The following is a 14511-nucleotide window of genomic DNA, read 5'->3' as shown; positions in this document are numbered from 1 at the left end:
TTACTAGCTTTGCGGCGTTCGCAGGCGAGGCGTTAACTGGAGAAGTTGAAAAACAAGCACTGAATATGTCAGCGATTATTATGTTCTTGATCTTCGTAGGGGCAACTCTGGGGATCACTTATTGGGCGGCAAAACGTACCAAAACGGCAAAAGATTTCTATACGGCCGGCGGAGGGATCACAGGATTCCAAAACGGTATGGCGATCGCGGGAGACTACATGTCTGCGGCATCGTTTTTGGGTATTTCTGCCCTCGTTTATGCGAAAGGGTATGATGGACTCATCTACTCCATCGGATTCTTGGTCGGTTGGCCGATTATCTTGTTTATGGTAGCTGAACAGCTCCGTAACCTCGGTAAATACACCTTTGCAGACGTTGCATCGTACCGTTTGCGTCAAACTCCTATCCGTACATTGGCGGCGTTTGGTTCAATCTTGACCGTTGTATTGTATTTGATCGCTCAAATGGTTGGAGCTGGTAAATTGATCCAACTTCTTTTCGGTCTTGATTATGAGATCGCGGTTATCCTTGTCGGTGTCCTTATGATCCTTTACGTAACGTTCGGTGGAATGTTGGCGACAACGTGGGTTCAAATCATCAAAGCGTTCTTGCTCCTCTCCGGTGCTACATTTATGGCGATTGCGGTTATGGCTCATTATGACTTTAACTTCGAAACCTTGTTTGCGACTGCGGTACAGATGAAAGAGACAACCTCTATTATGGCTCCGGGCGGACTGGTCAGTGACCCGATTTCAGCGATTTCTCTCGGTATTGCGTTGATGTTCGGTACGGCGGGTCTTCCCCATATCCTTATGCGCTTTTTCACCGTTAGCGATGCAAAAGAGGCACGTAAATCGGTTTTCTATGCGACAGGTTTCATCGGGTATTTCTATATCTTGACGTTTATCATCGGTTTCGGTGCGATCGTTATGGTTTTCCAAAACCCACAATATCTTGACCTTGCGAAACAAGCAGTTGACGGCGGTGCTCCGATCCTCGGCGGCGACAATATGGCGGCAATTCACCTTTCTCACGCAGTGGGCGGCGATTTCTTCCTCGGATTTATCTCAGCTGTTGCATTCGCAACGATCCTTGCGGTTGTTTCGGGTCTTACGTTGGCCGGTGCATCTGCGATTTCACACGATTTGTATGCAAGTGTTATCCGTAAAGGGAAAGCGGATGGAATGATGGAGATGAAAGTTTCTAAAGTCTCAACCGTTATTTTGGGTATCGTAGCAATCTATCTCGGTATTGCGTTTGAAGATCAAAATATTGCGTTCATGGTTGGTTTGGCGTTTGCTATCGCAGCATCTGCGAACTTCCCGATTTTGTTCCTTTCTATGTATTGGTCAAAACTCACCACTCGCGGTGCATTGCTCGGTGGATCACTGGGATTATTGACAGCGGCAGTACTTGTGGTACTTGGGCCAACCGTTTGGGTGGATGTGTTAAAAAATGCGGAAGCAATTTTCCCTTACAAATATCCGGCTCTTTTCTCTGTGAGTGCAGCGTTTATCGGAATCTGGTTCTTCTCGATTACCGACAAATCTGATAATGCGGCAAAAGAGAAAGAGGCGTACGAAGCACAATATATCCGTTCACAAACGGGTATCGGTGCTGAGGGTGCGGTGGAGCATTAACCTATGAGTCTGTTTGACCAAAAAGCACTATTGATGTCAATCCATCCTTTCGACCTTCTTGGGGAGAGGATGATTGAAAAATTGATGACCCAGATGGACATCGCTTATTACCCAAAGGAGACGGTTCTGATCGCTCCTCGGGTGAGGGCGGAATCCCTCTACATCATTATCAAAGGCATTGTCAACGAAACCATCGAGGGTGAACTCCAAAATGTGTATGGGGAGCGCGACAGCTTTGACGCGAACTCCCTTATATACGGAAATACCCAAAGCACCTTTAGTGTCGCCGAAGATCTCATCTGCTATGAACTCCCCAAAGAATCTTTTCTTAACCTCCTCCAAGATGTCGAACCGTTTCAAAACTACTTTATGCAAGATTTCATCACCAAACACCAAAACCTAAAAGAGCGTCAGCACCAAAATGAATTGACCCCTTTTATGGTCTCCCGTGTCGACGAGATCTATCTCCATACCCCGTGTTTTGTTGAGGCGCATACCCCGATTCGTGAAGCTCTGCGACAAATGGCAGATCAAAATGCGAATGTCATATTGGTTCGGGAGGGGGATTCGGTCGGTATCGTAACCGATACGAATCTTCGTGAGAAAGTTTTATTGGCGGACAAAAGCAGCAGTGACCCTATCGGAGATATCGCCACGTACGGTTTGATTAGTATCGAGCGAAGCGATTTTCTCTTTAACGCATTACTGCTCTTTACCAAACACGGAGTGAAGCGGTTGGTAGTAAACGACGGCGAAAAAATCGTCGGGATATTGGAACAGCTCGATCTTTTGAGCCATTTTGCCAATCATACCCATCTTATCGCCGCGTCGATCGATCGTGCGGTGAGTATTGACGAGCTTCAAAATGCACAGCGTTCTCTCACCCATTTGGTGCGTTCTCTCACCTCCAAAGGGGTTCGGGTTCGGTATGTTTCCAAACTTGTCAGCGAGCTCAATGCTAAAGTGTATCGTAAAGTATTCGAGATGGTCGTACCCGCGTCGCTTCAAGAGAAATGCGCCCTGATTATCATGGGGAGCGAAGGGCGAGGAGAACAGATTCTCCGTACCGATCAGGATAATGCTCTCATTATTCGAGATGGAGAAGATGAGGAGACTTTTGAACCGTATATGATGCAATTCAATGAGCATCTGCTTCAGTTGGGATTCCCGAAATGCAACGGCAATGTGATGGTTTCAAATCCTTACTGGCGCAGAAGCGTATCGGATTATCAAAAGCTGATAGAGGAGTGGGTTGACACCCTTAACGAAGAGTCGTTGATTGGATTATCGATTTTTCTGGACGCTCAGTGTGTCGCGGGAGATGAGAAACTTTTAAACGTGTGTCGAGATTCGCTCTTTGGTCAGTTTGAAGGGCGAAGCGATATGCTGGCGCATTTAGCGAAAGCCGCTTTGGCTTTTGAAACCCCTTTGAGTCTATTTTCGGGATTCGTTTTGGGACGTGCCGAGCATGGAAGCGAATTTGATATTAAAAAGGGGGGGATATTCGCGATAGTTCACGGTATCCGAATCCTCTCTTTGGAGCATAAAATTACCCACACCAATACGACGGAGCGGATCAAGGAACTCAATAACCTCGGGCTATTTGATAAAGCGTATGCGAGTGAGTTGATCGAAGCGTATGATACGTTGCTGAGTATTCGGCTCCGTTTTATCCTTGCACAGAAGCAGGGGAGTGATGAACAAAATTACGTCAATCCGAAATTACTCTCTAAGGCCGAACGTGATCTCCTAAAAGATGCGTTTAAAATCGTCAACACGTTTAAAAAGTTTTTGACCTACCATTTCCATTTGGGTATGGTGGTCTGATGTTCGCTTCACTCCAACGTTCATGGAACAGAAGAGGATTAAATGACGAAAATTACGCGTGGATGTTTGACCCTTACGTCGGGGACGAAGTTGTTGTATTTGATACGGAAACAACGGGATTAAATACCAAAAAAGATGCGGTACTCAGTATCGGTGCGGTCAAGGTCAAAGGGGATCGGATACTGACGTCGGAGAGCTTTGAGATTTTTCTAAAGCCTTCTAACGAAATCAGTGTTGAAAGCATTAAAATTCACCACATCCGACCGTGTGATTTGGAAAACGGCATTGACCCGATAGAAGGGGCAAAAAAGTTTCTCGAATTTATCGGAAACCGCCCTTTGGTTGGGTATTATTTAGAGTTTGATATGGCTATGATAAATCGTCTCATCAAGCCGTGGTTAGGGATCACTCTTCCCAACAAACAGATTGAAGTTTCAGGACTCTATTTTGATAAAAAAATTGCCCTGATTCCTCAAGGAAATATTGATTTGCGCTTTGATACAATCCTTCGAGATTTGAATATCCCGAGGATGGGTCAGCACAATGCGTTGAATGACGCGATTATGACCGCAATGGTCTACATAAAATTAAAAAATACACTTAAACTACACTAAGGAGCCTTACCTATGAGCGATATCGTAAAACCAACTTTTCAACCGAACCGAGAGTTCGCTAAAAATGCCCGTATTAAAAATATGTGTGAGTACCATGATTTACAAACATGGGCAACTGAAGATTATGAGGGATTTTGGGGCAATTTTGCCAATGAAAAAATCGACTGGTTTCAACCCTATACTCAGGTGCTCGATGAGAGTAATGCACCGTTTTACAAATGGTTTGTGAACGGGAAACTCAACGTTGCCCACCAATGTATCGACCGTCACCTTAGCTCACGCAAAAACAAAGCGGCGATCATTTTCGAAGGGGATCGCGGTGACAAACAAATCATTACCTACCTCGAGCTCTATTACAACGTCAATAAATTTGCCAACCTTTTGAAAAACGAGTTCCATGTCAAAAAAGGGGACCGTGTTGTCATCTATATGCCGATGATCCCTGAAGCGGCGTACGCAATGCTCGCATGTGCTCGTATCGGTGCGATCCACTCCATCGTATTCGGCGGATTCTCTTCTGAAGCGTTGAAAGATCGTATCGAAGATGCCGAGGCGAAATTGGTCATCACGGCTGATGGTGCATACCGTAAAGATAAACCGTACATGCTCAAACCGGTCGTTGACCAAGCGATCGATGAAAAATCTCCGGTTGAAAAAGTTCTCGTGGTTGAACGTAATAACGAAGATGTTACTTGGGTTGCGGGACGCGACTATTCGTACAACGAACTGATCAAATACCAATCAAGCGTATGTGAAGCGGAAGTAATGGATGCGGAAGACCCTCTTTTCCTCCTCTACACCTCAGGTTCTACCGGAAAACCGAAAGGGGTTCAACACAACTCTGCGGGGTATATCCTTTGGGCGCAAATGACGATGGAATGGGTATTTGACGTCAAAGAAAACGACACCTACTGGTGTACGGCAGACGTCGGCTGGATTACCGGACACACCTATATCGTCTACGGACCACTTGCGATGGGTGCGACTACGATTATGTTCGAAGGGGTTCCGACCTATCCGGATGCGGGACGTCCGTGGAAAATGGTCGAAGAGTACAAAATCAACCAATTCTACACCGCTCCGACCGCAATCCGCGTATTGCACAAAATGGGTGAAGATGAGCCGGCTAAATACGATCTCAGCTCTCTTAAAGTTCTCGGAACCGTCGGTGAGCCGATCGATCCTCCGGCATGGAAATGGTACTACGAAGCAGTCGGCGGAAGCAAATGTGCGATCGTCGATACCTACTGGCAAACGGAAACGGGAGGACATATCGTCTCTCCTCTTCCGGGTGCGACTCCGATCAAACCTGCTTGTGCGACATTCCCTCTTCCGGGTATCATCGCCGAAATCCTTGATCCTCAAACGGGTATCAAAGTTGAAGCAGGTGAGCCAGGTTATATGTGTGTAACCCGTCCTTGGCCGTCTATGATTCGCGGAATCTGGGGCGATCCTGAGCGTTTCGTGAAATCGTATTTCGGTGATGTCAAAAAAGACGGACAGCCGGTATACTTCACAGGTGACGGCGCAATCTACGACGAAGACGGATACATCACCATCACAGGACGTACCGATGACGTTATCAACGTATCCGGTCACCGTATGGGAACCGCCGAAGTTGAAGCGGCATGTAAAAAACACCCGAACGTCGCGGAAGTAGCCGTTGTAGGTAAACCGCACGACATCAAAGGTGAGGGAATCTTCGCCTACATCGTTCTCAAAAGCGATGACACCGTCGGTGAAGAGATGGAGATGGTTAAAGAGATCAACAAAGTGATTATGAAAGAGATCGGTAACATCGCTATCTGTGATGACATCGTTTTCGTACCGGGCTTGCCGAAAACCCGTTCAGGAAAAATCATGCGCCGTATCCTTCGCTCTATCGCGAAAGGTGAAGCGATCACTCAGGATATCTCAACTCTCGAAGATCCAAGTATCGTTGCGACGATCGAAGCGAAAGTCAAAGGGTAAGTTTTACAATAGTAAAAAATATGCTATAATTTTTTCGTGAATAGAGCTTTCGTTAGATTAATGGAGCGGCAAGGGTCGAGGGATTAATTACCCCTCGACCTTTTTTTTTGCCCCCCAAAAATCTAACGAGGGGGTCTTTATGGATAAGCTTCTATTCACACTACTGCTTATGTGCATCTTTGCACCTATGCTCAATTGAGTGTAGCCAAGGGGTTTACGCCCCTTGCCCCCCTAAATCACATTCAACTATTTCCCTTCAAAGTGTTATAATACTTCATCGATGCAGGAGTAATAGAATGCAATCATTAACCCTTAATTTCCAAAATCAGCAAATATTTGAGAACGTTTTATGGCTGTTGAAACATTTTGAAGAAGATGGAATAGAAATCGTAGTGCATGAAGATATTACAGAAGAGTTGGAGAAAGCATTTGACAACGGTGAGGATATATCTAAATTTGTCGATTGGTCAGCGGCACGCCGTCCTAATTTGGAGTAAAAGTGTGCTAAGGCTTATCCCCGTTCGCCCTGAGCTTGTCGAAGGGTGATTCCTCTTTCCCGTCATTCCGTGCCACGACACGGAATCCATCTCCCCAATATTTGCTTTTTCTATAATTTTTAGCTATTCTGTTCCTACGAAAAAAAACAGGATAATGAGAATATTGATGACAGAAACTAAACTCATATCCACAAGCCAACTCTCAAAGAATCTTTCCTATCTTCAAATGTATAAAATATTCGATGATGTCCTTCCTAAGATACTTTTGAAGTTTGGGGTACAGACAGACGTATTAAAAATCAGTGAAACAAAGGCAAATAAATGGTTATTGGATTGTTTTTACGAGCATATAAAAATTATAATGGTTTGAATTATATTCATTTATCAAATGATTCAAACAATAAGTTCACTGTTTTTTCGGGAGCTAATGGTGCAGGAAAATCTGCCATACTAGAAGTATTAGATTATTATTTTAATACTGATAGAGATTGGAACTTGCTCAAAAATGGAAAAAGAGATGAAGCACTTATAGCACCCATTTTTCTTTTAGAAAAATCAAAATATAAACAAAAAATGTTTGCTGACCTAGGTGATATTTTATGGAAGTTTTCAAAAAAAGATGCAAGTAATATACCTGCTTTACAAGAGTTTGTTAATTTTAAAGATGGATTGAAAAAAAATATAGATATTAGTAAATATTATCTCATATGCTTACCTTATCTTCCATATGAAAAAGACCTTGATGCGTCGAAAATTGATAGTCCTTTCGGTGTGCAAACATTGAATACATTTTTTGCGACAGAAGTGCCTGATATTGACATTAAACTGCATATTGAAAAATTACGCAAAGAAATATGGGATTCGTATGCATATATTTATTTTCCAGTAGAAACTTCTGTTAGTGAGGCGACTAAACTTTATTCTACAAAAATGCAATATCTAATGGGTAAAGATATAGTATCAGAAATCGATAGTGTTCTTGATAGTAAAATAATTGATGGTAAAGAAAGTATAGTAAGTTTTATCAATAAAAAACTATTAGATTTTATTAAAAATATCAATAAATCTATGTCAGAAATAGATGATCAATATAGTTATAAGACTAGTCAAGGTGTAGCGCAAAAATTATCGACAAAAATCATAAGAGAAAAAATTATTGATACATACTTTGCAACAATAAGTCTAAAAAAAACAACAAAAGATTTAGATATTTTAAGTTCCGGTGAACAAAGAACAGCTTTAATAGATGTAGCATATGCGTTTTTAACGCAGCCTGATAAACCTGAATACGAAGTAATTTTTGCTTTAGATGAACCAGAAGCATCTTTAAATACAGCCGCATGTTTTGAACAATTTTTGAGAGTTTCAAATCTTGCAAATGTTTATCAATATCAGACCTTAATAACTACACATTGGTATGGATTCATTCCATTGGCTGAATCAGGTACATGGTGTCATATAGATAAAGAAGAAGATACCGTTAGCGTATTTGACCTTTCATTAGCTTTTGATAATCGTGGTGCTATGCCTGATGATATAGAAATTAAAAGTTATTTTGATTTAGTAACATCTATCCTATCTTTAAGTAGAACAAAAAAAACAAATTGGTTGATATGTGAAGGTGCTGATGATGCTCAGTATTTAAAAACATTTTTTGAAATCAAAAAACGAACAGATACAATTATTTTACCAGTTGGTGGTTCTGGTAATGTTATTAAACTTTTTAATTATTTAAGTGTTCCTGTTCAGGAAAAAAGTGAACAGAAAACCCTAAATGGGACTATTGTATGTTTAATTGATTCAGACAAACAAAGAGTTAATTTTGAAGGGTATTCAAATATTGGAAATGATAAAAACAAAAAATTATATATTCGACGTTTACAAATTAATGAAGATGAAATAGAGCTGCTTCCATTGGAAAAATCAGGGTTATATGATCAAACTGAAATGGAAGATTGCCTTAATGCAAAAGTGTATTTTGATGCGATTAATAAACATATTGAAAATGAGAATGATCCAAAAATTAAAGAAATAATTACATATTTTCAATTTAATGAAAAGTCAAAATATGCAAAAGTATCAAAAGATTTGGCTTTTTTAAAGCTTCAAGATATTAAAGGTCAAGATGAAAAACAAAAGATATATGATTATATTATGGAAAGCTTGGAGACTAAAAATGAGATAGCAAAAATATATTCAAGTTTATCGAATGAATCAAATATCCCAAAATGGATTGATACTTTATTAGCTTTATATAAATGAAATCTAAAACGTTATACATTTGTTTTTTAAGCAAAGCCGATTACATCAAATGTACCACTGACGAATAAAATACGGTGATTCCAAAAGTGCAAGCAACCGATTTTCGGGTAGAGTTTGGATTTGGTGCAACGGTAGCCGCGTAACTCTAAACGTCTTTATTTCTGCGCTATTGCACTATACCCTGTCTGTGCCACGGAATCCTGCATCATCCGAAGCGTAACCTTCTCATCCGTTATGACTATCGCACTCTCATTTTTGAAATTCACTTTTGCCTCTTGAACCCCTGAGACACCCATCAGCGCTTTTTTGACCGCCAGTGTGCAGGCGATGCAGTGCATTCCGTTGATATGGAGCCTCCACTCTTTGGCGTACGCGAGAGAGGTCAATAGAAGCAAGCTGAGGGCTATTTTCCCCATATCAACACCTCATAATAGGGATAGAAGAGGGCGGCAAGGCTAAAGAGAAAGAGTCCCCAAAAAAGGATCAGGAGAATTTTAGAGGTGAGGCTTGGGGCACAATCGCATTCGATCTGCTTTTTGATCACCATTTGGTAAAAACCGATGCTCAGCATCAAGACGGCAAAGGCGGTAAATAGCCACCGATAGCTGTTGAGCTCAGGAACATTGATAACCCCTGCGAAGGAGATGCCGAAGACCATAAAAAGGGTCGGGATGATACAGCATGAGGCGGAGAGAAGTGCCGTGATGAGTGCACCGAACAGCACGAGTACCGCACTGCGCCGCTCCTGCTGCATCATAACATCGACGGGATTCTCCTCATCACTAAGCTCAACGTATCCTCTCCCTTTGACGATAATGAGGCGTGTCGCTCCATCGCTTAGAGACTCTTCGGTAAATGTACAGTGCTGTGAGAGGGCGAACCGTTTGCAGTTTTCCCGTCCTGATAGGGTGTTGACCTCTACGGTGAGGGTTGCATCTGAGGGGAGGGCGTCGAGTGCCTTTTTCGTCTCCAGTACGGGACGCGGGCAATCCATATCACGGCAGTCGAGGATCATTCGGCACCTTTGAGGGAGTGGAAGGTATAGCGATAGCTTTTCGGTTCAAAGGGGTCGAGGTATTCGCCGTCCACTTCGGCGTACGGGTAGCCGAATGAGTCGAGGGAGCCTTGGGTATTGGCGGGGTAGAGATCGAAATCACGGGCGTGGTTGAGTGCTATCCAGTTGTTCTCCCAAAAGCCGAAGAATTTATCGGCGAGCGCGCGTGCGCGGGGGGAGTTTTTCTCAATCTTCTCTTTGAGTACCAGTTTGGTGATGTCGGCAGGGTCGCACGGTATCCACCCCATATTGGGGATAAAAAATTCCACCTTGCAGTGTTGCGCTTTGGTATTGTCTTCTCCCGCTCCGAAGGCAGGAGAGAGACGCGACGCTCCGACCCGTATTCCCATCACCTCGCGCGCGGGGATACCGCTGGCGCGCATCAATGCAACGCAGAGTGCCGACATATCGAGGCATTTTCCCCCCATACGCCCATCCTGTTCGAGTTGGGAGAGCATAGCATTGGGGCTTCCGACACCGCACCCTTGGACACTCTCGTCGCGGTAGCTGTTCGCCACAATCCAGTCGTAGATTTTGCGGGCTTTTTTGAGGGGATCTTTTTCCGCTCCTGTGATATTTTTGGCAACTTTGGCAACGGCTCCGTCGGTGGGGATATGCGCTGAGGGGGCTAAAAACTCTCTCGCTTTTTCGAGTGTTTCGGGACAGATCCGTTTGGGGCGGAAATCGCATTGGCGATCTCTCAGTGCTACACTCATACTCAGTTTGAGGGTTTTGCTCACGGCACTTTTATCCCAATGGGCATAAAAGGTGCGGGCGCCGTAACGGTTGTGATCGCTCTCGAAATGGCTCTCTGCGTTGGTTGTGTTTCCAAACTCGATTACGCGCTGAAATCCGTTGATATCAGAGGGGAGGGGAACCCATAGGGCGCACTGTTTATCCTTATGGGCAGAGAGATCAAAACTCCAACGGATAGTATAGAGGGCAAGTCCCTCTTTGAGCGTCGGTGTTGAAGAGGCGGTGAGAAAAGAGGGGGTGAGGCAAATCGCCCCCGTAAGTGCTGATTTTTTAATAAATTCGCGTCGGTGCATGGGTTTATCCTACAATAATATCGGTATCGGTTTTAGCGACAACCTGAGCAACAATCACAGCAGGTATCCCCTCGTTTAGACACCGTTCGGCAATTTTTCGAGCATTTTCAGGGGTAGCGGTGATCAAAAGTCCCCCTGATGTCTGCGCATCAAAGAGGATCATCTCCATATCGGCTCCGACATCACGTTTGAAGTGTACTTTGGATTCGAGATACTCTTTGTTGGCATAGCTTCCCGCTGGGATGATCCCCATTGATGCCATCGGAACCGCTTCGGCGAAAAACGGGACGGCGGAACACTCTACTTCTATCGTTTTAGTGCCTCCGCTCATCTCCGCTAAATGACCTAAAAAGCCGAATCCCGTCACATCGGTACACGCGTGAGCATCAAACTCCCGTGCGATGAGTGAGGCTTTATAGTTGAGGGTGCGCATTGTCTCCGCGACCTTCATCACGGTTGGCTCATCCAGTAGGTCGGCTTTGATCGCGGTGATCAGAATCCCCAATCCCAGAGGTTTGGTGAGGACGATCAAATCCCCTACCTGAGCTGTGTTGTTACGGAGAATTTTATCGGGGTGGACAAATCCGGTGCATGAGAGACCGTACAGCATCTCAGGGGTTTCTATCGTATGTCCGCCGACGATGATCGCTCCACACTCTTGTGCTTTGCTCTGCCCTCCGCGTAGAATCTCGGTGAGCACTTCGGTCGGGTGATTCTTGCCGTCAAATCCGACGAGGTTGAGTGCCGTCTTGGCATCGCCCCCCATCGCGAAGACGTCACTCAGAGAGTTAGCCGCCGCGATTTGACCGTAGATGAAGGGATCATCGACCACGGGGGTGATAAAATCGACCGTCTGCACCATCGCCAAATCATCAGTGATCCGATAAACCCCCGCATCTTCATTCCCCTCAAATCCGACGAGGAGATCTTTATGAAACGATTTCAGATGGCAGGTGACGTCTTCGAGCGAGCCGGGGGAGAGTTTGGCGGCGCATCCTGAAGCGCGGACGAATTTTGTCAGCTTAGCACTGTTGTTCATCTTGAATCCCTCTGAGAATGTCGAGTGTTTTGAGCGGGTCATCGTTGTGGATGCTCATATCGGGTTTGATGGTTACTTTGTAGACTTTGTCGTAATATTGGGTCAATAATATCTCGGAAACTCTGGGTAAATCACCGTTCTCAAATGCGGCGATAGCGGAGGTTTTATCGTCACGGCTGATGTAAGGGGAGATCCGCTCCATCCGTTCCATGAAAAAGTGTTCATCCATCGAATCGTACATCCGCATGATCCGCTCCACACGCTGCTCTATAGGTGCGGTGATTTCAATGCGGAACCCTGATTCCATCTGCTTGTATAAAGAAGAGGGGAGCATGATTTTTCCGATTCGCTTGCTCTCGGCTTCGACAAACCCTTTTTTTTCAGGTTTTAGGGAAAGGAGAGCATGGGTGAGCCGATTTTGGAACTCTTTTTGGCTCGGCTGGGCACCGTTGACATCGCCGAAGACCGAACCGTAGTGGTTCGCCATTTTTTCCAAATCGATGACGTTGTCCAGTTCATTTAGGAGATCGCTTTTGCCGCATCCCGTATTTCCGCCAAGGGTTATAAAATTGAGCGGTGGGAGAGTATCCAGATAACCGGTGACAAAGGTTCGGTACGATTTATACCCTCCGATCACGCGGTCGATTCGGTAGCCGATGTTTGAGAGGATAGTCCCCAGCGAAGAGGAGCGCATGCCGCCGCGCGCACAATAGATCGCGATTCGCGAGTTCGGGGTGAATGCAGGATAGATATCGTGAATATGGCGCGCCGCATTAAGGCAGACGTATGAAGCTCCCTTGACGCGTGCTTCAAAAGGGGAAATTTGTTTGTAAATGGTGCCGACTTCGTGATGTTCCGCATCATTTAACGCATAAAAATTTTGTGCTGAGGGGACGTGAGATTCACCGTATTCGTGCGGACTTCGCGCATCGATGATGAGGTCATAGGTATTGTGAGATTCTAAAAAGGTTTCAATCGGTATGGTTTGTATCATTTCGCATTTTACCATTTCTCCGCTAATAGCTCCTTTATAAGCCCCCTTATGCCATAATTTCACACTTACAAGGGAGTTCTCATGGCGGCAGGTTCGACGATTTACAAAGTACAACTCAGTATCGCCGATATGGATCGCAACTACTACGAGACCCATGAGATTACGATAGCCCAGCACCCTTCCGAGACCGATGAGCGACTGATGATCCGTCTCGCAGCTTTTGCCCTCAACGCATCCGATCGGCTGGTCATTACCAAAGGGATCGGCGGAGACGATGAACCCGAACTGTGGGAGAAAGATTACAGCGGTGACATCGTGCTGTGGATCGATTTGGGACAGATGGATGAGAAACGGTTACGCAAAGCGTGCGGACGAGCGGAAAATGTGATCGTCTACACCTATAACCTCAAAAGCGCCACCGCGTGGTGGAGACAATACGGTGCGACGTATGAGCGGTTTAAAAATCTTCGTGTGATCCATCTGCACGCTGAAGAGATAGAGAAGCTGTGTGAACGCTCCATGCGTCTGCAATGCAACATCAGCGACGGAGAACTCAGTTTTCACAGTGAGCGTGGAGATGTTACAATACTACAAGAACAGTGGCAATAACACGTCACTATTCTCCACACATCTTCGCCCTTTATCTCTAAATTCGTTACCTTTAGCTATACTTATCCCCACTATTATCTCACTATTACGGATAAACCTATGAAACGAAAAATTGGAAAATTTAAAAGTTCTATCGCTACCCTCGAACTACAAGATCGCGTATTGCGCGAAAATACCCTTATCCTTGCCGAACCGGGTTCAGGTAAAACGCATCTTGCCAATAAAATCCGTGCTTTCGTCATCGATAGCGGTATTCCTACCCTTTATCTCGATTTTTCGAATCCGACACCGGATCAGGTTGAGGAGAAATTTAAAATCAGCAGTGAATTTTATTACATGTGTTTTGATGAGAGCGATGCGTTTAATGCCGCTTTGGATGCTGCCATTGCGGAACGTAAAAATATTTATATGGCGGTCAGCCCTTCGTTTTTTGCAAGCAAACGGGAGATCAAAAGTAAGCTTTCCCAAATGATGCAAAAGCGGGAACTTTTGGAAAATTACTATTACATTATGCAAGAGATCGCGAGTTTGGAAGGGTTCTATACCAAATTCGAAGACTTTATGTTTTACATCTTCGACCTCGTCAACCTTAAAAAATTCGGCCTCACCTTTTTGGCACAGCCGCATGAGATGTTTGAAAATCCCCGTATCAAACTTCTTTTCTCGTTTCTCTTTATCGGGCGCTGTTCAAATGCCTATTATTACAACACGACGATGCTCCGCTCAATGGCACCGAACACTTTTCTTTATCAGCACCGTGTCGATAACCGCTCTCTCCTCTTTAACAACATTCAAAGCGACATCGTCTTTATCGACGAGTAACTCTTTATCTCTTCCAAACGTTAATAGGCGTATTTCTTTCTAAACTCTTCAAAAGCTTTTTTCGGGAGAGGTTTGGAGAAATGGTACCCCTGTATTTCATCGCATTGCTGTTCGCGAAGATAGTTGAGTTGGG

Annotated in this window: 13 protein-coding genes; 8 read left to right on the top strand and 5 right to left on the bottom strand. The window is 44.5% G+C overall.

Translation table 11 applies throughout. From position 1 onward, the window contains the following. The 6 genes from A2517_RS02740 to A2517_RS02715 all read left to right on the top strand — a co-directional run. On the top strand, positions 1 to 1640 hold a 1640-nt coding region (locus A2517_RS02740; RefSeq protein ID WP_294893891.1), incomplete at its 5' end, for a cation acetate symporter. 3 nt (positions 1641 to 1643) lie between these two features. Then, positions 1644 to 3467, top strand: a complete 1824-nt coding sequence (locus A2517_RS02735) for a putative nucleotidyltransferase substrate binding domain-containing protein (RefSeq protein WP_294893889.1) — start codon at positions 1644 to 1646, stop codon at positions 3465 to 3467. Beyond that, complete coding sequence (locus tag A2517_RS02730) at positions 3467 to 4081, top strand: 3'-5' exonuclease (RefSeq protein WP_294893887.1); 615 nt, start codon at positions 3467 to 3469, stop codon at positions 4079 to 4081. Before A2517_RS02735 ends, A2517_RS02730 begins: the two co-directional genes overlap by 1 nt. A 12-nt stretch (positions 4082 to 4093) precedes the next feature. Then, positions 4094 to 6052 (top strand): acetate--CoA ligase, encoded by a 1959-nt coding sequence (acs, locus tag A2517_RS02725; RefSeq protein WP_294893885.1) that lies wholly within the window; start codon positions 4094 to 4096, stop codon positions 6050 to 6052. A gap of 296 nt (positions 6053 to 6348) precedes the next feature. After that, positions 6349 to 6549 (top strand): hypothetical protein, encoded by a 201-nt coding sequence (locus tag A2517_RS02720; protein ID WP_294893883.1) that lies wholly within the window; start codon positions 6349 to 6351, stop codon positions 6547 to 6549. A 321-nt stretch (positions 6550 to 6870) separates the two neighbouring features. Then, a complete protein-coding gene (locus A2517_RS02715; RefSeq protein WP_294893880.1) occupies positions 6871 to 8811 on the top strand; it encodes an AAA family ATPase in 1941 nt (646 codons plus the stop codon). Between the two features lie 155 nt (positions 8812 to 8966). Here A2517_RS02715 and A2517_RS02710 read toward each other — a convergent pair whose 3' ends face one another. Genes A2517_RS02710 through mnmH form a run of 5 tightly spaced genes read right to left on the bottom strand, consistent with a single transcriptional unit; the run spans position 8967 to position 12962 of the window. Further along, complete coding sequence (locus A2517_RS02710) at positions 8967 to 9227, bottom strand: heavy metal-associated domain-containing protein (RefSeq protein WP_294893878.1); 261 nt, start codon at positions 9225 to 9227, stop codon at positions 8967 to 8969. Beyond that, entirely contained in the window at positions 9215 to 9826 is a 612-nt protein-coding gene (locus A2517_RS02705) for a sulfurtransferase TusA family protein (RefSeq protein WP_294893876.1), read from the bottom strand. Before A2517_RS02705 ends, A2517_RS02710 begins: the two co-directional genes overlap by 13 nt. Further along, positions 9823 to 10914 (bottom strand): transglutaminase family protein, encoded by a 1092-nt coding sequence (locus tag A2517_RS02700; RefSeq protein ID WP_294893874.1) that lies wholly within the window; start codon positions 10912 to 10914, stop codon positions 9823 to 9825. The genes A2517_RS02705 and A2517_RS02700 overlap by 4 nt, the downstream gene beginning before the upstream one ends. A gap of 4 nt (positions 10915 to 10918) precedes the next feature. Continuing rightward, positions 10919 to 11953 carry a selenide, water dikinase SelD gene (selD, locus tag A2517_RS02695; RefSeq protein ID WP_294893872.1) on the bottom strand — a complete coding sequence of 345 codons (1035 nt, stop codon included), beginning with the start codon at positions 11951 to 11953 and terminating at the stop codon, positions 10919 to 10921. Continuing rightward, complete coding sequence (mnmH, locus tag A2517_RS02690; protein WP_294893870.1) at positions 11937 to 12962, bottom strand: tRNA 2-selenouridine(34) synthase MnmH; 1026 nt, start codon at positions 12960 to 12962, stop codon at positions 11937 to 11939. The genes selD and mnmH overlap by 17 nt, the downstream gene beginning before the upstream one ends. 66 nt (positions 12963 to 13028) lie before the next feature. Between mnmH and A2517_RS02685 the strand changes: the two genes are divergently transcribed. Next, positions 13029 to 13556 (top strand): YaeQ family protein, encoded by a 528-nt coding sequence (locus A2517_RS02685; protein ID WP_294893868.1) that lies wholly within the window; start codon positions 13029 to 13031, stop codon positions 13554 to 13556. A 99-nt stretch (positions 13557 to 13655) separates the two neighbouring features. Then, the gene (locus tag A2517_RS02680) at positions 13656 to 14378 is read left to right on the top strand and encodes an ATP-binding protein (protein ID WP_294893866.1); all 723 of its coding nucleotides are present in this window, start codon (positions 13656 to 13658) and stop codon (positions 14376 to 14378) included. Positions 14379 to 14511: the final 133 nt, after the last annotated feature.

It is taken from the genome of Sulfuricurvum sp. RIFOXYD12_FULL_44_77 (genome assembly GCF_001830725.1).
GTDB lineage: Bacteria > Campylobacterota > Campylobacteria > Campylobacterales > Sulfurimonadaceae > Sulfuricurvum > Sulfuricurvum kujiense_A.
Note: the sequence above shows the minus strand (reverse complement) of the source record. Positions and strands in the feature narration are given on the sequence as shown.